Source organism: Alistipes muris (assembly GCF_943193205.1).
GTDB lineage: Bacteria > Bacteroidota > Bacteroidia > Bacteroidales > Rikenellaceae > Alistipes > Alistipes muris.
The window spans coordinates 46,719-65,847 of record NZ_CALPDD010000002.1 but is presented as its reverse complement, the minus strand read 5'-3'; the positions used below and the strand labels follow the sequence as shown (position 1 = coordinate 65,847).

Sequence of the window (19,129 nt, the reverse complement as noted above, 5' to 3'; positions counted from 1 at the left end):
GCGTCAGAATTTGAGGTTCATGCCGAAAGTGAATTCGCGGGTGCGCGGGTAATAGCGCGGGCTTTCGATGCCGGGGGTGAGCCCCATGAGCGAGACTTCGGGGTCGACGCCCGAATAGCCCGTCAGGCAGAAGAGGTTCTGCGCCGCGAAGTAGAGCTTGAGCCGCTTGATTTTACTCGTGGGCTTGAACGGGATGGAATAGCCGAGCGAAATGTTGTCGAGCTTGAGGTAGGAAGCGTCTTCGAGGTATTTCGACGAGTAGGTGACCTGCCCGGTGAAAGTCGGGTCGTCGAGCCACGAAGCCATGATGTTGCGCAGACCGATGCCGTTGATGTTCTCGAACTCGGCCCGCATGTTGTTGAAGACCTTGCCGCCGACCGAAGCGCGCAGGGTGAAGCCCAGCTCCCAGTTGCGGTAGGTGAAATTGTTGCTCCAGCCCAGCGTGACGTCGGGATAGGCCGAACCGAGGTATTCCCACTTGCTTTCGGCCACCGACCCGGCGATGGAATTCTTGAGCAGGTCCTTGCCCGTTTCGGGGTCGACGCCCTCCCACACCGGACCGTAGAAAGCGCCGAGGCTCTGCCCCTCGATGAGCCGCTGGCAGTAGACGCCTACGGGGGTGTTGAGCCAGCCGATTTTGTACTCCTGGTTCTTGAACTCCTCGTTGGTGAACTTCACCAGCTTGTTGGTGTTGTGGGCCAGGGTCAGCGTGGTGGTCCAGCGGAAATTGCGGGTGACGACGGGAATGCCCGACAGGGTGACTTCGACGCCCTGGTTCCGGACCTCGCCGACGTTGGTGAAGTAGACGTTGTAGTCGTAGGGCGGGACGGGCACGTCGTACTCGTAGAGCAGGTCGGTCGTGCGGCGCGAATAGTAGTCGACGGCGCCCGACAGACGCCCCCTGAAGAACGAAAAGTCGATGCCGACGTTCCATTCGGCCTTTTTCTCCCAGCCCAGTCCGGGGTTGGCGTTGCTCTTGGGCGAATAGGTGCTCTGCCACTTGCCGTTGTTGTAGAAGTAGCCCTTGGCGCGCATGAGAAGCAGCGAACGGTAGTTGTCGAAGTCCTGGTTGCCCGTGACGCCGTAGCCTGCGCGGATTTTGAGCTCGTCGAGCCACTCGGCGTCGCGCAGGAACGATTCGTTCGACAGGCGCCACCCGACCGACACGGCGGGGAACCAACCCCACTTGTGGTCGGTGCCGAAGCGCGAGGAACCGTCGCGACGGAGCGAAGCCGACACTAAGTAGCGGTCGTCGTAATTGTACATGACGCGTCCGAAGAAAGCGATGTACTTGTTGGCCTCCTTGTGCGATCCCATGCTGGCGGTGCCCTGCTGGAGGGCCGAACCCGCGCCGATGTTGTTGGTGCCGAAGAGGTCGTTGTCGAAGCCCTCGTTGGCCATTTCGGCATACTGGTTCATGCCCCACTGGTAGGTGTAGCCGAGGAGCGCCTGCAAATTATGCTTGCCGAACGTGCGGATGTAGTTGAGGGTGCTCTCCCACTGGATGTCGTTGCTGTAGGAATTGTAGATCGAAGCGCGCCCGTCGGTGCCGATGAGCGAGGGGTAGTAACGGGTCGAATAGCTCCGCGACTCGTAGCGCTGCATGTTGTAGGCGAAGAAATTGTCCCACTTGAGTCCCTTGACGGGGCGGATGTTGAGCGAAGCGCGAACGTTTGCGCCGAAGTCGTCGGAGGTGTTGTTCTCGGTCCGCTCGTTGACCATGGCCACGGGGTTGAAGTAGTCCATGCCGACGATGCGGCTGTAACCGCCCGCCTCCTTGTTGGCGGGGTCGTAGACAGGTTCGGTGGGGTTGTGGAAGAACGCCTGCCGGAACGCGTCGTAATTGGCGGGCTGGGCGTCGCGCCGGGTGTAGAAGGCGTTGTAGTCGAGGTCGAGCCATCCGTCGAGCACCGACTGGCGGATGTTGGTCTTGAACATGTACTTGTTGGCCGTGTTGCGGCGCTGCAAGCCCTGGTTCTGCTCGACATTGAGAATGGTGCGGTGGGAGAACTTCTCGGAACCGCCCGAGAGAGCGACGCTGTGCTTGTGGCTGATGGGGGTGCGGGTGATTTCGTCGAACCAGTCGGTGTCGTAGCCGTAGAGCGACCCGGCGTTGGAGGGGGCGTAGTTGTTGATGGTGTGCTCGAACTCCCGGGCCGACATGGGCTTGGCGCGGTTCAGCACGGTCTGGACGCTCACTTGTCCGTCGTATTCCAGCGAAGTGGAACCCTTGCTGGCGCGCTTGGTCGTGATGATGACCACGCCGTTGGTACCCCGCGTGCCGTAGATGGCGGCGGCCGAACCGTCCTTGAGCACGTCGATGTTCTCGACCTCCTGGAAGTTGATGTTGCGGATGTCGGCGCCTACGACGCCGTCGATGATGACCAGCGGACCCTGCCCGGCGGCGAGGGTGTTGGTGCCGCGCAGCATGATCTCGAACGAAGCGGCCGGGTCGCCGCCGCTGGGATTGGTGACCGTGAGACCGGCGACCTTGCCTTGCAGGAGCCCTGCGGCGGAGGTGAACGAACCGGTGTTCATGTCGTCGCTGCCGAGGCTGGCGACCGAACCGGTCAGCTCCTTTTTGGTGGCCGTGCCGTAGCCGATGACCACCACGGCGTCGAGCGAACGCGCTTCCTCGGCCAACTGTACGTCGACGGCCGTGCGCGAGCCGATGGTTTCCTGGACGGGGTTATACCCTAAATAATTGAAGTGCAGGATTCCCCCCCCCGCTAAATCGGCGGGGAACTGCAGCGTATAAACGCCGTCGAGCCCGGTTGTGGCGCCGAGCGTGGTGCCCTGGATGGTGACCGTAACACCCACGAGGGGTTCGCCGCTGCGGGCGTCGGTGACCGTACCCGTCACCGTGCGGTTTTGTGCCGCCAGCGGCAGCGCGGTCAGCAGCGCGATGCCTGCGGCGAGAACTCGGTGTAAAAAGTGCGTCATGAGGTTGGTAGGTTTATGTAGTTTGTTGGTATGTTGCTTTTTCGGTTTCGGTAGGGCTTGGACGAGTTCGGCTCTGCATCCGGCTTGGCGGAAAGGTGCATTGGATGCGGCTTACCCGGTCTGCCGAAAAGTTACTCCTTGCCGTCCAGCTCTTTGCGGTAGGGAATCGACGCCTGAGCGCCCAGGCGGGTGACGGCGATGGCCGAAGCGCGCGAAGCGAACCGCACGGCGTCGGAAAGGGTCGCCCCCTCGGAGAGGGCCACGCACATGGCGCCGTTGAAGGTGTCGCCTGCGGCGGTGGTGTCGACGGCCTTGACTTTCCGGGCCGGGATGCGCTCGAAGTTCTTGCCGTCGCAGACCAGCGCACCCTGCGAACCGAGGGTGATGACGACGTTCTGCACCCCCTTGCCGACCAACGATTGCGCGGCCCGCTCGGCGCTCTCCCAATCGCTGATTTCGATGCCGGTGAGCATCTGCCCTTCGGTGCGGTTGGGGGTTATGATATATAGTCCGTCGAGCAGCTCGGCGGGCAGCTCGGCAGCGGGTGCGGGGTTGAGAATCACCTTGACCCCGGCCTTGCGGGCCATGGCGGCGGCGTGCGCCACCACTTCGACGGGCGTTTCGAGCTGCATGAGGAGGAACTGCGCCGATTCGATGTCGCGGCGGAGCGCGTCGACGTCGGCTTTCGAGAGGTTGTTGTTGGCGCCCGGAACGACGACGATGCTGTTCTCGGCCTGGGCGTCGACCGTAATCACGGCGATGCCCGAGGGGGCGGTGTCGTCGCGCAGGACGGTGCGGGTGTCGATGCCCTCCTTTTCGTAGCCCGCCACGGAGCTGTCGCCGAACATGTCGCGGCCGACTTTGGCGATGAAGGTCACGCCGTCGCCCAGGCGGGCGACCGCCACGGCCTGATTGGCGCCCTTGCCTCCGGCCGTCATCATAAACTGCTCGCCGAGCAGGGTTTCGCCGGGCAGCGGCATGCGGCCGGTGCGGACCACGAGATCGGTGTTGGAACTGCCTAAAACGACTATTTTGTTCATTTGCGCAGGTTTTTGGGTTGGTATTGGGGTTTGGGTTGGGTTGCTGTTTAGCACAAACGTTTGTGCAAATATATTCATAATTTTCAGAAGTGCAACGAAAAGCCGCGGTTTTTGATGGAAAAATTGCTAATTTTGTGGTGGAATACTAAAAATCAGGGGCGTATGAAGAAGGAGACGATCATCAGTCTTTCGCAGCGGACGGGCTTTTCGGTGTCGACCGTGTCGCGGGTGCTGAGCGGACAGGCCGCCGACTACCGCATCAGTGCCAAAACCATTGCGCTGATCGAATCGGAAGCCAAACGCTGCGGCTATACGCCGAGCCTGCTGGCCAAGGGGCTGCGGACCAACCGCACGCACACCATCGGACTGGTGGTGCCGTGTATCGGCAACCCCTACTTCGCCATGATTGCGTCGGTCGTGACGGCCGAAGCCAAGCGCCTGGGCTACACCATCATCATCGTCGATTCGGTCGAAAGCGAAGCCGACGAACAGGCGGGCATCCGGTCGCTGCTGTCGCACAAGGTCGACGGAATCATCGTGGTGCCGTGCGGCAACGACCCCTCGCTGCTTGAGAGCGTGAACGCTGCGACGCCCGTGGTGCTGATAGACCGTCACTACGATAATTCGGAGCTGTCGTATGTTTGCACCGACAACTACCAAGGGAGCGTCGAGGCGGTGCGCTATCTGGTCGCGTGCGGCCACCGTGATATTCTTTGCATCCGCGGCAACCTGCAATCCTCGCCCGTGAAAGCCCGGGTGAAAGGCTACCTGGATGTGTTGCAGGACGCGGGACTTGCCGACCGGGCGATGGTGCGGGGCGCGAGCTTCTCGGTGGACAACGGCTATCTCGAAACCAAACTCGCCCTCAGTTCGGGCGTGCGCCCGACGGCGATTTTCGCCATGAGCAACACGATTCTGCTCGGAACCATCAAGGCGGTGCGGGAATCGGGGCTGCACGTGCCCGAGGACATTTCGCTGGTGTCGTTCGACAATTCGTCGTACTTCGACCTGCTCGACCCGGCGATTACCCATGTCAGCCAGCCCATCAACAACATGGGCACGCTGGCCATCAAGATTCTGATGGGGAAAATCAACGGCCAGTCCGATGCCAATGCGTCCATCGAGCTGCCGGCGCAGTTCGTCATCAGCGCTTCCGTCAAGCGGCTGTAAACGTTTCGGCACATACCTTATAAGAAATGCCCGCTGTGAAAGCGGGCATTCGTGTTGGCGGAGGGGTGGTTACCACTCGACCGGGCCGGGCAGGATATGGCCGTCGGCGGCATCGGCGGCGGTGAATGTGCCGGCGCGATACTGCACGCAGAGCATGACGAGCGGTTCGCTGCCGTTGTTGCGCACGGAGCGCCTGCCCTCGGGAGCCACGCGCACGACAGACCCCTGCCCGACCGCGAAGACGGAGCCGTCGACCTGGAATTCGCCGTGGCCCGAGAGGAATACATAGAGCTCCTCGTGGGTCTCGTGGGAGTGCAGGAATCCTGTCTCCGTCCCGGGAGCGAACGACTGGAACGAAAGTTCGGCTCCGGTTGCATGCAGGGCCTGCCCGCAGAAAACCTTGCCGGGGATTCGGATTTCGGGGCCGAGGTCGAGGACGTATTCGCCCAAGCGGTCGAAACGGCCAGCGTCGATTGCCGTGCAGTTGCGCCCGGCAAAGAGTTGCGCGAGATTTTTCATGGTTGTTTGTGTTTGTTGTACGCCGCAAAATTAGGGTCGGTTTTTGGCTTTGTCAAGTAGGCACTTCGTGGTAAGTCGGTTACTGTCAGGTAACTAAAGCTGGGTGCGAGGATGTTGGCAATGCGAAAAAAAATGTTTGCTGTGGAAAATTTATTTGCTTACTTTTGTATACCGTACAATAAAAAGCCATGAAAAGAACCGATACCGATGCCGTCCTATATCCCGGCTGCCCTATCCGCAATATTCTGTCGCGTTTTTGCGACAAGTGGTCGTTGCTGGTGTTGCATACGCTGCATTGCAGCGGGGAAGCTCCCCTGCGTTTCAAGGAGCTTCAGCGCCGGATTCCGGACATTTCGCAGAAGATGCTCACGGTCACCCTGCGGACGCTGGAAGAAGACGGATACGTAAAGCGCACGGTTTATGCGGAGGTGCCGCCGAGGGTGGAGTATCGGCTGACCGAAAGGGCCGAATCGCTGTATCCCTGTCTGTCGGCTTTGTGCGATTGGGCGGTCGAAAATTTCGAGGCCATCATGCGGGAGCGGGGCAAGGCAGCCGAATAGTTCATGCGGGAAAGCGGTTCGCGATTCCGGTGTTAATGGTTGTAAATTCGGATTTTATTGCTATATTTGCGGTGTAATGGTTTAATTCGCGGCTGTTATGGGCGACCTCTATGCGCTTTCCGATACGATGATTTTACAGCGTATCGGCAACAAAATCAAAAATCTTCGACTGCGGCAGAACATTACGCAGAGCAGTCTGGCGGAATCGGCCGGAGTGTCGCTCTCGACCGTAAAAAAGATAGAGGGCGGCGAAATCGGGTCGTTCGATTCGCTGCTGCGGCTACTGCGGACGCTGGGGAAACTGGATGTTTTCCAGCCGCTGGTCGAGGAGGAAGAACTGAGCCCCGGCGAATATTACGAACTCGTGAATTCGGCGCGCAAGAAGACGCGGCAACGCGCGACGAGCCGCCTTGAGAAGACGAACAAAGAGGAATCGGAATGGTAGACGTTGCGAGAGTGAATCTGTACGGCACCCATGTGGGGACGTTCCGGTGGGATACCCGGCATGAGGTGGCGCAGTTCGAGTACGACCGGGATTTCGCGGGCAGGGGGATGGAGCCCTCGCCGCTGATGATGCCCGTGCGGCCGGGGCGTGTCTATTCGTTCGGCGAACTCAGCCGGCCGACTTTCAAGGGGCTGCCCGGGCTGCTGGCGGATTCGCTGCCCGATACCTACGGCCGTGCGCTGTTCGACCGATGGCTTGCGCTGACGGGGCGGACGAGCGGGAACGCTGTCGAGACGCTCTGCTTCCTAGGCAAGCGGTGCATGGGCGCGCTGGAATTCGAGCCGGCGGCGGATATGGTTCACGACCCGAATCTGAAAATCGAACTCGACACGCTGGTCGACGTGGCGCGGGACGCGCTGACCGAAAAGGCGGAATTCGGGGCCAATCTGAAAGCCGACAAGCGGGCGGCGATTGCGGAAATCCTGCGGCTCGGCACTTCGGCCGGAGGGCAGCGGGCCAAGGCGATCATTGCCTACAACAAGACGACGGGCGAAGTGCGTTCGGGGCAGATCGAGGCTCCGGAGGGATTCGACTACTACTTGATCAAGCTGGACGGCGTGTCGGCAGAAGCCGGATTCCGGGAAACAGGCAACTACGGCCGGCTCGAATATTCGTTTTCCCGGCTGGTCCGCGAGTGCGGCATCGGGATGTCGGAATGCTCGCTTATCGAGGAGAGCGGCCGGGCCCATTTTCTGACTAAGCGTTTCGACCGGGTCGGCGGGAAAAAGGTGCACATGCAGACCTTGTGCGGCATTGCGCACTACGACTACGGGATTCACCGCGCCTATTCCTACGAGCAGGCGTTCAACGTCATGCGGGTCCTGCGGCTGCCTTATTCGGATGCGCAGGAAATGTTCCGCCGGATGGTTTTCAACGTGGTGGTCCGCAACCAGGACGACCACACGAAGAACATATCGTTTCTCATGGGCGAGGACGGTGTGTGGCGCCTGTCGCCCGCGTATGATATGGGCTATGCCTACAATCCCGACGGTGTTTGGACGAGCACGCACCAGATGTCGGTCAACGGGAAATTCGACGATATTACGCGCCGGGATTTGCTGGAATGTGCGGCGCGGAACAACATCAAGAATGCGCCGCAAATCATAGACGGAATCTGCGATGCCGCTTCCCGCTGGCCTGCGATTGCCGCGGATTGCGGGGTGTCGCAGAAAGTAATCGACGCCATTGCGCCGAACATGCTGCTGAAGTTGTAGGAACCCGCGGGGAATTAACTCGCTGCGCTTGTTTTCCCCGTGGCGCCTAAAAGAAGCCCCCCCCCGAAGACAAAGCCGGATTGCGTACGGGCTCTTTTGTCGGATCGGCATCTTCTGCAACTAATTGCGTCCATGCCGATAACAACAAAAGCCACTCGAAAGAGTGGCTTTGTCTTGATGTTTCGTTTCTCTGTGGGAGCTGAGGGATTCGAACCCCCGACCCTCTGCTTGTAAGGCAGACGCTCTGAACCAGCTGAGCTAAGCTCCCCTAAAAATGGCTTGGGACTGCAAAGGTAATTCAATTTTTGCGAACTCCAAATTTTCGGACGAAAATTTTATCCGCAGGTCTCGGATTCGTCGCTGCCGGCATCCCGGCTGCGGCTCTTCAGAACCACCTTGCTATTGAAAGAACCTCGTGCAACCCTCGCACATCTGCGCCTGAACAAGGACTTGAACCTAGGACCCCATGATTAACAGTCATGTGCTCTAACCAACTGAGCTATTCAGGCTTCGGAACGACACTCGGTGTCATCGTTTCGGAGTGCAAATATATAGCAAAATTTCATTCCCGCAAAATTATTGTGCGAAATTTTCGCAAAAAATGTACCTTTGCATGGCAGAACCGACCGATGACGATGAATTCGATAACGCGAATATTGCTCATTTTCATGGCGCTGGGCTGCGCGGGTGAGACCTGCGCCCAGCTGGTGTTCGCGCCTGCCGCGTGGGACTTCGGCACTATCGAGGAGAGCGGCGGGCGGGTGAGCCATACCTTTACGGGCGTCAACCGGGGCGCGGAGCCCGTGGTGGTGCTCGATGTGGTGACTTCGTGCGGGTGTACCGTCCCGGAGTTTTCGCGCAGGCCCGTGCTGCCCGGCGATTCGACCCGTGTGACGGTCACTTACGACCCGATGAACCGGCCGGGCGTCTTTTCCAAATCGCTGGGCGTCTATTCGTCGGAGCGGAAGAAAATCGCGACGCTGACGGTCTCCGGCACGGTCGTGCCGCGGGAGAAGACGATCGGGGAACAATATCCGTTCGAGGCAGACTCCGGGCTCCGGCTGGACGGAACGCTCTGTGCCTTTACCTATATATATCAGGGCGGGCAGAAGCAGATGGCTGTCGGCTATGCGAATACCTCCGGCCATCCGGTGCGGCTGGAGCTTCGGCCCCGGATTTCGAGCGGGCTGCTCACAGCCGATTATCCGCGTTCGGTGGCTCCCGGCGAGCGGGGCGAAATCAACCTGCGCTATACGCTTCCTGCCGGGAAACCCCATTATGGGACGATACGCGATGCGCTGGAAGTGTGGGTCGACGGGCGCAGGAGCGACGTTTCGCTGACGGCGCATGCGATAGGGGCCGACGACCCGGCGGCGGTGACCTCCAAGAACGCGCCGCAGGCGAAACTGAGCGACATGATTGTCAAGTTCGGCCCGGTGAAACATTCGGCGTCCGCGGTGCGCAAAAGTTTCGTCCTCTCCAATGAGGGGCGCGGCGTGCTGATTGTCCGCGCGGTGGAACATAGTGGCCGAATCGGCGTGGGGCTGACGGCGGGCCGCAAAATCGCCCCCGGCGGCAGCTGCCGCGTGGAACTTGTGCTCGACCCCTCGGTGCAGGAATACGGACTGCTGACCGACCATTTGCTGCTGGTGACCAACGACCCCGTGCGCCCCATGCGGCGGGTGCGCCTGACGGCCATCATCGAAGACTGAAACCCAAACACAGACAGATGTATCCCATTCTCGAAAAGCGGTGCCTTGCCCAAGGCATCTGGCTCATGAAAATCCTCGCGCCGCGTGTGGCGGCTTCGGCGCTGCCGGGGCAGTTCGTCATCGTCCGCGCCGACGAACGCGGCGAGCGGATTCCGCTCACCATCGCCGATTTCGACAAGGAAGCCGGCACGGTGACCATCGTCACCCAGACCATCGGCGTTTCGACGCGCAAAATCTGCGCATTGGAGACCGGCGATGCGCTGGCCGATTTCGCGGGGCCGCTCGGCCATCCGTCGGAATTCGTGCGGCTGTCGCCCGAGGAGCTGCGTTCGCGGCGCTATGTCTTCATCGGCGGCGGGGTCGGCACGGCGCCGGTCTATCCGCAGGTGAAGTGGCTGCACGAACACGGTGTCGAAGCCGACGTCATCATCGGGGCCAAGAACAAGGAGATGCTGATTTATGCCGACGAAATGCGCGCCGTGGCCAAGAACCTGCACATCGCTACGGACGACGGTTCCGAAGGGTTCAAGGGGCTTGTGACGCAGCTGCTTGAGAAACTGATTGCCGACGGCGGCCGTTACGACGAATGCGTGGCCATCGGTCCGATGATCATGATGAAGTTCGTGGCGCTGACGACCAAGAAATACGCGCTGAAAACCACCGTGTCGCTCAACGCTCTGATGGTCGACGGCACGGGGATGTGCGGAGCCTGCCGCGTGAGCGTGGGCGGGCGGACCCGTTTCACCTGTGTCGACGGACCCGAGTTCGACGCCCACGAAGTCGATTTCGACGAAGCGATGCGCCGCCAGGGGATGTACCGCACGCAGGAACAGCGCGCGGCAGCGATTGCGGCCGAACGCGAAGCGGGACACCAGTGTAAAATCGGATTGGATAAATAGTCCGCTATTAACCCTTACAACGCCATGTCAACGAAGATACCGCGCGTAGCTGTGCGCGAACAAGACCCGGCACGCCGTGCGACCAACTTCGAGGAAGTCTGCTACGGCTACAACCCGGAAGAAGCGACCCTCGAAGCGTCGCGCTGCCTGAACTGCAAGAACCCCCGCTGTGTGGCTGCCTGCCCCGTGGGGGTGCGGATTCCCGAATTCATCGACGCCCTGCGGCAGGGCGATATGGCCCGGGCGTCGGCCGTCATAGCCCGCGACAGCTCGCTGCCCTCGATTTGCGGCCGGGTCTGCCCGCAGGAGACCCAATGCGAGGGTGCCTGCATCTTGGGCATCAAGGGCGAGCCGGTGGCCATCGGCAAGCTGGAACGGTTCGTCGGCGACTGGAAGCTGGCGCAGGAACCTGCCGCCGCGGAACTGCCGCCCCGCAACGGCCGTCGGGTGGCTGTGGTAGGCAGCGGTCCGGCCGGGCTGGCGTGCGCGAGCGACCTGGCCAAGATGGGCTACGGGGTGAAGATTTTCGAGGCGCTGCACAAGGTGGGCGGGGTGCTGGTTTACGGCATTCCGGAGTTCCGCCTGCCCAAGGAGAAGATTGTGGCCCGCGAAATCGACGAGGTGCGCCGGCTGGGCGTGGAAATCGAAACCGACGTCATCGTGGGCCGGACCGTCACGGTCGATTCCCTGCTCGACGAGGAAGGCTACGATGCCGTGTTCATCGGCTCGGGTGCCGGACTGCCGCGCTTCATGGGCATTCCGGGCGAGAACCTGAACGGCGTGGTCTCGGCCAACGAATTTCTGACGCGCGCCAACCTGATGCGTGCTTACGACGAGGAGTACGACACGCCGATTTATGTAGGCAAGCGGGTCGTGGTGGTCGGCGGCGGCAACGTGGCGATGGATGCCGTGCGGACGGCCCGCCGTCTGGGCGCCGAAGCGACGATCGTCTACCGCCGGAGCGAAAACGAACTTCCGGCGCGTGCCGAGGAGGTCCACCACGCCAAGGAGGAGGGCATCCGTTTCCGGATGCTGACCAATCCGGTGGAGGTGCTGGGTACCGACGACGGCTGGGTGCGCGGCATGCGCTGCGTGGAGATGGAGCTCGGCGAACCCGATGCGAGCGGCCGCCGTTCGCCCGTGGTGAAACCGGGTTCGGAATTCGACATCGAGTGCGACGTGGCGATTATGGCGCTGGGCACCTCGCCCAATCCGCTGCTGGCCGCGACGACGGCGGGGCTGGAGACCGACCGCCGCGGCTGCATCACGGCCGATGCCGGGGGTGCGACGACGCGCGCAGGGGTCTTTGCGGGCGGCGATGCCGTGACGGGAGCCGCTACGGTCATCCTTGCCATGGGTGCAGGCCGCACGGCCGCCAAGGCGATAGACGAATATATCCGAGGGAAAATTCGCGGTTGAAAGTTCTCTTGCGGAAAAGAAGACCGGGCATTGCTTTCGAGTGCAATGTCCGGTCTTTGCGAAAATGCCGGGTCTTCTTGCGAAAATGCCCCGGTCTTTTCTGAGAAAACGGATAATTATGAATTCTGAATTCTCAATTCTGAATTTTGAATCGTTTCGTCGACCTTGTCGGCAATCATCTGCGGCGTGACGGAGCGCAGGCATCGGTAGTCGCCGAACCGGCAGGGTTTGGCGCCGTAGACCGAGCAGGGGCGGCAGGGCATGTCGGCTTGGAGTACGTGGCGCGGGTCGCAGCCCCAGCCGAGGAATCCCAGGCCGGGATGGGTGGCGCCCCACACCGATACCACGGGCGTGGCGACCAGCGATGCGAGGTGCATGACCAGCGAATCCATCGACACCACGCAGTCCAAGTGGGCGATGAGGTTCATTTCGTCGCTCAGCCCGATTTTGCCGTAGAGCGCCGTCACGTTGGGGTAGGCGCGCTCCATTTCGTGGGCGAACTCCGCTTCCGACCCTCCGCCGCTATGAATGAAGAGCCGTTCGCACCGGGCGGCGAGCAGCCGGACCGTTTCGCGGGCCAAGTCGTCGGGGTAGGTCTTGCCCTGCTGGGCCGAGAACGGGGCGAAGCCGAGCCAGCGGCCGTGCTTGTCGCCCATGGGGTTGGGCCGCTCGTGCGGCACGGCGGGCGTCGGGTCGTCGAACTCGAACCCCAGCTGTCGGAAGACGTCGCAATAACGCAACACGGTGTGGCGCAGGGGCGCAGCCTTGGCTCCTCCCTGCCGAATGAACTGCCGCTTCTGGGAATGCTCCTTGTCGATATGGGCCACCGGAACGCCGTGGAGCCACATGATATGGCGGAACGCTTCGGAACGCATGACGCCGTGGACGTCGGCGAGCCCGTCGATGCCCAGCTTGCACGCCTCGTGGGCGGCTTTCCACATGCCCACCAGCGAATGATGCCGCCCCTTGGTGTCGACTTCCAGGAAATCGACGCCCAGCCCGTCGAAGAAAGGACGGAACAGGCGCGGCGTGGCAACCGTGATCCGCAGCTCGGGGTAGGCCGCACGCAGGGCGCGCAGGGCGTGCGGCAGCATGGCCACGTCGCCCATCGCCGAAGTGCGGATCACCAGCAGATGCCGCGGCGGATGCGGGTTATTTTTTGCCATAGAGTACCGGGTTGAGCGCCGGGTCGTTGTACATCTTCATCTGTTTGTAGGTCTTCATGTACTTGCGGCCCGCCTCGATGTCGGCCAGCAGCTCCTCGATGGCCTGCGAGAGGTCGGTACGCTGGGCCAGCAGCACGTCGAGCTTGCGGCGGCAGGCGTCGCGGTGAGCGTCGGCCACGTCGGTGCGGCGCGTCTCCTGCTCCATGTGGTAGATTTTGAGCGCCAGAATCGACAGCCGGTCGACGGCCCAGGCCGGGGTCTCGGTGTTGAGCCGTGCGTCGGGTGCCGGAACGATGTCCTTGTACTTGTCCAGCAGGTAGGAGTCGATATACTCCACCATGTCGGTGCGCTCCTGGTTCGAGCGGTCGATGCGGCGCTTGATCAGAAGCGCTTCGGCCGGGTCGATTTCGGGGTTGCGGATGATGTCTTCGAGGTGCCACTGGACCGTGTCGATCCAGTTCTTGAGGTAGAGCAGGTGGTCGAGCGAGCCTGCTTCGTAGGGATTCTCGACGGGACGGTCCACGTCGTCGAAGCGGTGGTAGTCGTCGATGGCGCGGCTGAAAATCGCGAGGGCGTTTGGGGTGAACATAGCTTCAGCAAGGTTTATTGTTGCGGTTCCGTTATTGCAGTTTCGGCGAAAAGTAATACCTTTGTCAGGCAAACCCAAAACAAAGATAATGATTTTTTCCAGAACCGCAATACTCTTGGGCGGAATCGTGCTTTTCGCATCGGCTCCGGCCGCGGCCCAGAGCCGCCTCACGCGCGAAGAGTACGTCGAGCGCTACAAGTCCATCGCCGTGGCCCACATGGAGCGCTACGGCATCCCGGCCAGCATCACCATGGCGCAGGGCATCCTCGAATCGGACAGCGGCAACAGCCGGCTGTCGGTCGAATCGAACAACCATTTCGGCATCAAGTGCAAGCGCGGCTGGACGGGTCCGCGCGTCTTCCACGACGACGACGCCCCGGACGAATGTTTCCGGGCCTACGAATCGGTCGAAGCCTCGTACCACGACCACGCGGTGTTCCTCGACACGCAGCCCCGCTACGATTCGCTTTTCGCCTATCCGTCGACCGACTACAAGAGCTGGGCGCGCGGGCTCAAGGCCGCGGGTTACGCCACGGCTCCCGACTATGCGCAGCGGCTCGTGCGGCTCATCGAGAGCATGAAGCTCTACCTGCTCGACCAGCCGCAGGGCGAGCGGGTCTATGCGGCCCACAAGAGCGGCAAGTCGCTGGAGGAGATCACCAAGACGTCGTACAGCGACGCCGAACGGCTGGCGGTGGGCGGCTACCTGATCGACCCGGACAACTACCGTGTGACCATCAACGCCCACGAAGGCTATAACGTATATACTACCAACGGCGTGCATTACGTTCTTGCCAAGGAGAACGACACGTTCGAGAACATCGGCCGCAAATTCCGCCTGTCGGCGGGCAACCTGCGCAAGTTCAACGACGTGAAGGGCCGCCGCTCGCAGCCCGCATGGGGCGAAGTGGTCTTCATCGAGCGCAAGCAGACGGCATGGCGGGGCAATGCCCGGCACCACATCTGCCACGAGGGCGAAACCACGTGGGCCGTGGCGCAGTCCTACGGCATCCGCACGCGTTCGCTCGAAAAACTCAACGGGCTGAAGAAAGGCTTCCGCCTGGGTGAGGGACAGGAAATAAGAATCAAATAGTTCCGCCGCGGCTGCGGTTCTGCCGCAGGGGCCCGGAACGGCAAACCGACGATTTTATGGATACAACCCCGCTCAGAGCGCGGATTCTCGACACGCTGGTCCGCAAGTCGACCCTCAAGCAAAAGGTCTTCGACCACACGTTCGCGGTCTTCAACCTCTTGAAGGAGACTTTGCTGGAGATGGCTTCGGAGCTCGACGACCAGCTCGACGGCCGTCTGGACCGCCGTGTGCGCATCGAATACCGCGACCGCGGCAAGTTCGAGGTGCAGCTGCAGGTGGCCAACGACGTGCTGATTTTCCAGATGCACACCGACGTTTTCGACTTCGATGCGCAGCACCCCGTGCGGCAGACGCCCTATGTGCAGGCCGACGCCGAGAACGCCTATTGCGGCGTGGTCAACATCTACAACTTTCTGTCGGATTCGTTCAAGTTCAACCGCAACGCCGACGAGGGCTATCTGATCGGGCGGCTCTTCATCAACCGCGAACGCCGTTATTTCGTGGAAGGCAAGGGGCAGACTTCGCTGCGGGCCGCCGACTTCGGGCGGGCGGAAATCGACCGCGACGCCCTGGTGACGGTGCTCGAGGAGGCTATTGACTTCGCGCTCGGCTTCGACCTGCTGACCACCCCCTACGAGACGCTGGCGCGGGTGACCGTCGACCAGTTCAACACCAAGATGGACAACTCGAAATTCGTGACGGGCAAACGCCTGGGCTACGAATTCGATACTAAAGACGTGTGAGTTGAAAGTTATCTTCCTGCTGCTGGGGCTCTTTGCGCTGGGTGCGGCGCAGGCCGGCGGCGAGTACGACGAAATCGCCCGCCTGCGGGCCATGAACCGGCGCGTCGGCGGCATCCGGTCGATGAACGACGGCGAACACTATACGGTCATCGAGGAGAACAACGTGGTCCGCTACGGCTATGCCGAGGCGGGCGACGGCGAGAAACTGCTGCCCCGGTCTCTCTCGACGGGGATTGCCGACTATGCCTTTTCGCCCGACGAGCGCTGCCTGCTCGTCGCTTCGGGCCGCACGCCTATCTACCGCCATTCGTACACCACGAAATACTATCTTTCCGACGGGCAGACGCTGGAGCCTGTCCTGCCCGACGCCCAGGCGCCGCGCGATGCGTCGTTCTCGCCCGACGGCTCGGCGATTCTCTACTCCGACCGCAACGACCTCTATCTCTACGACATGGCTTCCCGCAAGACGCGGCGGCTGACCTCCGACGGCGAGTGGAACGCCGTCATCAACGGCACCACGGACTGGGTCTACGAGGAGGAGTTCGGGCTGACACGGGCCTACGCCTTTTCGCCCGACGGGCGCCGGGTAGCTTACCTGCGTTTCGACGAGCGCGAGGTGCCCACGATGCAGATGATGCGTTTCGACGGCAAGCTGCACAACGAGGCCTTTTCGTTCAAGTATCCCAAGGCCGGGGACCCCAATTCCAAGGTGCAGCTTTTCGTCGTCGACCTGGCCACCGGGGAGCGCGAGCGCATCGACACCGGGCCCGACAGCGACCAGTACCTTCCCCGCATCGGCTTCACGCCCGACGGGCGGCTGTGGTACCACCGCATCAACCGGCGGCAGAATACGTTCGAGGTGCAGCTGTGCGAACCCAACGGCGCCCAGCGGACCATCTACGAGGAGCGGGCCCAGCAGTACGTCGAGCGGGTCGACGACCGGACGGTCACGTTCATCGACAAGGAGCGTTTTCTGGTGCGCCAGGAGAGCCACACGGGATTCATGCACCTCTACCTCTACGGCATCCGCGGCGGGTTCCTCGCCCAGGTGACCAAAGGGCCGTGGGAGGTGACCGAGGTGGTCGCCGCAACGCCCAAACGGGTGTGGTTCCTCTCGACCGAGACTTCGCCCCTGCGCCGCAACCTTTACAGCGTGGCGCTCAACGGCAAGGACAAGCGCCGCCTGACCCCGGACGACGGGTATTATACCATCGCTCCGAGCTCGGGGATGAAGTATTACATTTCGACCTATTCGTCGGCCGCGACCCCCAACCGGGTCGAAATCTGCAAGGGCGACGGAACGGCCGTGCGCACGCTGGAGACCAACGACGCCTTGCGGGCCGAACTGGCCGCCACGCAGCGCCCGGCGAAGGAATTCTTCACCTTCGTCACCGAGCGCGGCGACACGCTCAACGCCTGCATCGTCCGGCCGCGCGGTTTCGACCCCTCGCGGCGTTATCCGGTGCTGCTGACGCAGTATTCGGGTCCCGGGTCGCAGACCGTCGCCGACCGCTGGTCGCTCGATTGGGAAGATGCGTTGGCCGACAAGGGCTATATCGTCGTTTCGGCCGACGGGCGCGGCACGGGGTTCCGCGGCGAGCGGTTCAAGAAACAGACCTACGGACGCTTGGGCGCGATGGAGACCGAAGACCAGCTTTCGCTGGCCCGCCACATGGCGGCTCAGCCGTGGGTCGATGCCGGGCGGATAGGCATTTACGGCTGGTCCTACGGCGGGTTCATGGCGCTGAGCTGCGCGCTCAAGGGTCACGGGCTGTTCAAGATGGCCATTGCCGTGGCGCCCGTGACTTCGTGGCGCTACTACGATACGATTTACACCGAAATCTACAACAACCTGCCGCAATACAATGCGGCGGGCTACGACGACCATTCGCCCCTGCGGCTGGCGCGGCTGCTCGACGACAAGCGCACGCGGCTGCTGCTTATCCATGGCACGGCCGACGACAACGTGCATTTCCAGCACACGGCCGAAATGGCGCGGGCGCTCAACCGCGCGGGCAAGCGCTACGACATGATGGTCTATCCCGATCAGAACCACTCGATGATGCCCGACGATACGGCCAACGTGCGGCAGAAGATGATCGACTACACGCTCGAACACTTGTAGGATGGAGCGTTCGGTCCGGTTGGATACGCCCGTGGGGCCCGTGACCGTCACGGCGACGGAGCGGGCGGTGACGGCCGTGCGTTTCGGGGCGGCGGGGCCCGCTGTCGGGCAGGCAGGAGATTTGCCGCCCGTGCTTCGGCAGGCGGTGGAGGAGCTGCGCGAATACTTCGCAGGCGAGCGGCGCGAATTCACCTTGCCGCTGGCGCCCGCCGGAACGCCTTTTCAGCAGCAGGTGTGGGCCGCCCTGCGGGAAATCCCTTATGGCGCGACTTGTTCCTATGGGCGGATTGCCGGGCGCATCGGACGTCCCAAGGCGTGCCGTGCCGTCGGCATGGCCAACAACCGCAATCCGATTGCCATCGTCGTGCCGTGCCACCGCGTCGTCGGGGCTTCCGGCGCCTTGGTCGGTTATGCCGCCGGGCTGGAGGTTAAGGAAAAGCTGCTGGCGTTGGAATCAATGAATAATGAATAATCGGTTTTTGCTGCCGGGCAATTATTCACTATTCATTATTTATTTTTATACCGATACTCCGAAGTCGCGCAGTGCGTCGTTGAGCGAGGTTTTCTTGTCGGTCGATTCCTTGCGCTGTCCGATGATAAGGGCGCAGCTGACGCTGTATTCGCCGGCCGGGAATTGCTTGCGGTAGCTGCCCGGCACAACCACCGAGCGGGGCGGTACATAGCCCTTGTAGGTCACTGGTTCGGGGCCCGTCACGTCGATGATGTGCGTCGAGCCCGTGATGACCGTGTTGGAGCCCAAGACCGCTTCGCGGCCGATGCGGGCGCCTTCCACCACAATCGAGCGCGAACCGACGAAGCAGTTGTCCTCGATGATGACAGGCGCCGCCTGCACGGGTTCCAGCACGCCGCCGATGCCCACGCCGCCCGACAGATGCACGTGCTTGCCGATTTGGGCGCACGAACCTACCGTCGCCCACGTGTCGACCATCGTCCCCGTGTCGACGTAGGCTCCGATGTTCACATACGACGGCATCAGAATCGCCCCCGGGGCGATGTAGGCGCCGTAGCGCGCCACGGCGTGGGGCACGACCCGCACGCCTAATTCTTCGTAGCCGTGTTTGAGCTCCATCTTGTCGAACCACTCCAGTTCGCCCGCCTCCATCTTGCGCATGGGCTGAATCGGGAAGTAGAGGATGACGGCTTTCTTGACCCATTCGTTCACCTGCCACCCGGCCTGTGCGCTGTCGAGCGGTTCGGCGCAGCGCAGCAGGCCTTTGTCCACCATTTCCACAGCACGGCGTATCGCTTCCTGCGATTCCGTGCTGCCGAGCAGCGTGCGGTCTTCCCACGTGCGTTCGATTATCGTTTTGAGTTCTTCGTACATAACGGTTCCGTTGTTTTCGTTCGCAGAGAGACAAAGTTAGGCAAATTTTTCTAACTTTGCCTTGATAAAACTACGTTAATATCCCCC

17 protein-coding genes and 2 tRNA genes are annotated in these 19,129 nt (G+C 61.7%); 11 read left to right on the top strand and 8 right to left on the bottom strand.

What is annotated here, in order from left to right:
• Window positions 1-3: 3 nt before the first annotated feature.
• Together NFR47_RS01730 and rbsK are read right to left on the bottom strand one after the other, a co-directional pair.
• On the bottom strand, window positions 4-2,943 hold the full coding sequence (locus NFR47_RS01730; RefSeq protein ID WP_251213860.1) for a SusC/RagA family TonB-linked outer membrane protein: 2,940 nt from the start codon (window positions 2,941-2,943) through the stop codon (window positions 4-6).
• A gap of 131 nt (window positions 2,944-3,074) precedes the next feature.
• On the bottom strand, window positions 3,075-3,983 hold the full coding sequence (gene rbsK, locus NFR47_RS01725) for a ribokinase (protein WP_251213859.1): 909 nt from the start codon (window positions 3,981-3,983) through the stop codon (window positions 3,075-3,077).
• A 162-nt stretch (window positions 3,984-4,145) separates the two neighbouring features.
• Here rbsK and NFR47_RS01720 point away from each other — a divergent pair, with 162 nt between their 5' ends.
• A complete protein-coding gene (locus tag NFR47_RS01720; protein ID WP_251213858.1) occupies window positions 4,146-5,153 on the top strand; it encodes a LacI family DNA-binding transcriptional regulator in 1,008 nt (335 codons plus the stop codon).
• 69 nt (window positions 5,154-5,222) lie between these two features.
• Here the strand turns inward: NFR47_RS01720 and NFR47_RS01715 are convergent, their stop codons facing one another.
• Window positions 5,223-5,672 carry a cupin domain-containing protein gene (locus NFR47_RS01715; RefSeq protein ID WP_251213857.1) on the bottom strand — a complete coding sequence of 150 codons (450 nt, stop codon included), beginning with the start codon at window positions 5,670-5,672 and terminating at the stop codon, window positions 5,223-5,225.
• A gap of 188 nt (window positions 5,673-5,860) precedes the next feature.
• On the opposite strand from NFR47_RS01715, the gene NFR47_RS01710 reads away from it, so the two are divergent.
• The 3 genes from NFR47_RS01710 to NFR47_RS01700 all read left to right on the top strand — a co-directional run bounded on the left by NFR47_RS01710 (window position 5,861) and on the right by NFR47_RS01700 (window position 7,951).
• A complete protein-coding gene (locus NFR47_RS01710) occupies window positions 5,861-6,232 on the top strand; it encodes a winged helix-turn-helix transcriptional regulator (RefSeq protein WP_251213856.1) in 372 nt (123 codons plus the stop codon).
• A 97-nt stretch (window positions 6,233-6,329) separates the two neighbouring features.
• A complete protein-coding gene (locus NFR47_RS01705) occupies window positions 6,330-6,677 on the top strand; it encodes a helix-turn-helix domain-containing protein (RefSeq protein WP_251213855.1) in 348 nt (115 codons plus the stop codon).
• Window positions 6,671-7,951: a type II toxin-antitoxin system HipA family toxin gene (locus NFR47_RS01700; RefSeq protein WP_251213854.1), complete on the top strand. Its 1,281-nt coding sequence runs from the start codon at window positions 6,671-6,673 to the stop codon at window positions 7,949-7,951. Before NFR47_RS01705 ends, NFR47_RS01700 begins: the two co-directional genes overlap by 7 nt.
• 193 nt (window positions 7,952-8,144) lie before the next feature.
• Here the strand turns inward: NFR47_RS01700 and NFR47_RS01695 are convergent.
• Both NFR47_RS01695 and NFR47_RS01690 read right to left on the bottom strand, forming a co-directional pair.
• Window positions 8,145-8,219: transfer RNA gene (locus NFR47_RS01695), tRNA-Val, on the bottom strand.
• A 167-nt stretch (window positions 8,220-8,386) separates the two neighbouring features.
• Window positions 8,387-8,460 (bottom strand) — tRNA-Asn (locus tag NFR47_RS01690).
• 126 nt (window positions 8,461-8,586) lie between these two features.
• On the opposite strand from NFR47_RS01690, the gene NFR47_RS01685 reads away from it, so the two are divergent.
• From NFR47_RS01685 to gltA, 3 genes are read left to right on the top strand one after another with little or no spacing between them, the layout of a single operon-like run.
• Window positions 8,587-9,663 carry a DUF1573 domain-containing protein gene (locus tag NFR47_RS01685; RefSeq protein ID WP_251213853.1) on the top strand — a complete coding sequence of 359 codons (1,077 nt, stop codon included), beginning with the start codon at window positions 8,587-8,589 and terminating at the stop codon, window positions 9,661-9,663.
• 17 nt (window positions 9,664-9,680) lie between these two features.
• Complete coding sequence (locus tag NFR47_RS01680; RefSeq protein WP_251213852.1) at window positions 9,681-10,562, top strand: sulfide/dihydroorotate dehydrogenase-like FAD/NAD-binding protein; 882 nt, start codon at window positions 9,681-9,683, stop codon at window positions 10,560-10,562.
• A gap of 24 nt (window positions 10,563-10,586) precedes the next feature.
• Entirely contained in the window at window positions 10,587-11,981 is a 1,395-nt protein-coding gene (gene gltA / locus NFR47_RS01675) for an NADPH-dependent glutamate synthase (RefSeq protein ID WP_251213851.1), read from the top strand.
• Window positions 11,982-12,097: 116 nt separating this feature from the next.
• On the opposite strand, the gene NFR47_RS01670 is transcribed toward gltA, so the two are convergent.
• Window positions 12,098-13,147, bottom strand: coding sequence for a glycosyltransferase family 9 protein (locus NFR47_RS01670; RefSeq protein ID WP_251213850.1), 1,050 nt, complete (start codon window positions 13,145-13,147; stop codon window positions 12,098-12,100).
• Complete coding sequence (locus NFR47_RS01665) at window positions 13,134-13,736, bottom strand: DUF4254 domain-containing protein (RefSeq protein WP_251213849.1); 603 nt, start codon at window positions 13,734-13,736, stop codon at window positions 13,134-13,136. Before NFR47_RS01665 ends, NFR47_RS01670 begins: the two co-directional genes overlap by 14 nt.
• A gap of 88 nt (window positions 13,737-13,824) precedes the next feature.
• Between NFR47_RS01665 and NFR47_RS01660 the strand changes: the two genes are divergently transcribed.
• From NFR47_RS01660 to NFR47_RS01645, 4 genes are all read left to right on the top strand, one after another.
• Complete coding sequence (locus NFR47_RS01660; RefSeq protein WP_251213848.1) at window positions 13,825-14,829, top strand: glucosaminidase domain-containing protein; 1,005 nt, start codon at window positions 13,825-13,827, stop codon at window positions 14,827-14,829.
• A 56-nt stretch (window positions 14,830-14,885) separates the two neighbouring features.
• Entirely contained in the window at window positions 14,886-15,572 is a 687-nt protein-coding gene (locus NFR47_RS01655; RefSeq protein ID WP_251213847.1) for a hypothetical protein, read from the top strand.
• A gap of 91 nt (window positions 15,573-15,663) precedes the next feature.
• Entirely contained in the window at window positions 15,664-17,697 is a 2,034-nt protein-coding gene (locus NFR47_RS01650; RefSeq protein WP_420838546.1) for a S9 family peptidase, read from the top strand.
• Between the two features lies 1 nt (window position 17,698).
• Window positions 17,699-18,169 (top strand): methylated-DNA--[protein]-cysteine S-methyltransferase, encoded by a 471-nt coding sequence (locus NFR47_RS01645; protein ID WP_251213845.1) that lies wholly within the window; start codon window positions 17,699-17,701, stop codon window positions 18,167-18,169.
• Between the two features lie 45 nt (window positions 18,170-18,214).
• On the opposite strand, the gene NFR47_RS01640 is transcribed toward NFR47_RS01645, so the two are convergent.
• Window positions 18,215-19,042, bottom strand: a complete 828-nt coding sequence (locus tag NFR47_RS01640) for a 2,3,4,5-tetrahydropyridine-2,6-dicarboxylate N-succinyltransferase (RefSeq protein WP_251213844.1) — start codon at window positions 19,040-19,042, stop codon at window positions 18,215-18,217.
• Between the last annotated feature and the right edge of the window lie 87 nt (window positions 19,043-19,129).

Coding starts and splice junctions, on each gene's coding strand:
- NFR47_RS01715 (WP_251213857.1), bottom strand. CDS start 5,672: ATGAAAAATCTCGCGCAACTCTTTGCCGGGCGCAACTGCACGGCAATC.
- NFR47_RS01650 (WP_420838546.1), top strand. CDS start 15,664: ATGAACCGGCGCGTCGGCGGCATCCGGTCGATGAACGACGGCGAACAC.
- NFR47_RS01660 (WP_251213848.1), top strand. CDS start 13,825: ATGATTTTTTCCAGAACCGCAATACTCTTGGGCGGAATCGTGCTTTTC.
- NFR47_RS01670 (WP_251213850.1), bottom strand. CDS start 13,147: ATGGCAAAAAATAACCCGCATCCGCCGCGGCATCTGCTGGTGATCCGC.
- rbsK (WP_251213859.1), bottom strand. CDS start 3,983: ATGAACAAAATAGTCGTTTTAGGCAGTTCCAACACCGATCTCGTGGTC.
- NFR47_RS01705 (WP_251213855.1), top strand. CDS start 6,330: ATGGGCGACCTCTATGCGCTTTCCGATACGATGATTTTACAGCGTATC.
- NFR47_RS01665 (WP_251213849.1), bottom strand. CDS start 13,736: ATGTTCACCCCAAACGCCCTCGCGATTTTCAGCCGCGCCATCGACGAC.
- NFR47_RS01685 (WP_251213853.1), top strand. CDS start 8,587: ATGAATTCGATAACGCGAATATTGCTCATTTTCATGGCGCTGGGCTGC.
- gltA (WP_251213851.1), top strand. CDS start 10,587: ATGTCAACGAAGATACCGCGCGTAGCTGTGCGCGAACAAGACCCGGCA.
- NFR47_RS01710 (WP_251213856.1), top strand. CDS start 5,861: ATGAAAAGAACCGATACCGATGCCGTCCTATATCCCGGCTGCCCTATC.
- NFR47_RS01645 (WP_251213845.1), top strand. CDS start 17,699: ATGGAGCGTTCGGTCCGGTTGGATACGCCCGTGGGGCCCGTGACCGTC.
- NFR47_RS01640 (WP_251213844.1), bottom strand. CDS start 19,042: ATGTACGAAGAACTCAAAACGATAATCGAACGCACGTGGGAAGACCGC.
- NFR47_RS01730 (WP_251213860.1), bottom strand. CDS start 2,943: ATGACGCACTTTTTACACCGAGTTCTCGCCGCAGGCATCGCGCTGCTG.
- NFR47_RS01720 (WP_251213858.1), top strand. CDS start 4,146: ATGAAGAAGGAGACGATCATCAGTCTTTCGCAGCGGACGGGCTTTTCG.
- NFR47_RS01680 (WP_251213852.1), top strand. CDS start 9,681: ATGTATCCCATTCTCGAAAAGCGGTGCCTTGCCCAAGGCATCTGGCTC.
- NFR47_RS01700 (WP_251213854.1), top strand. CDS start 6,671: ATGGTAGACGTTGCGAGAGTGAATCTGTACGGCACCCATGTGGGGACG.
- NFR47_RS01655 (WP_251213847.1), top strand. CDS start 14,886: ATGGATACAACCCCGCTCAGAGCGCGGATTCTCGACACGCTGGTCCGC.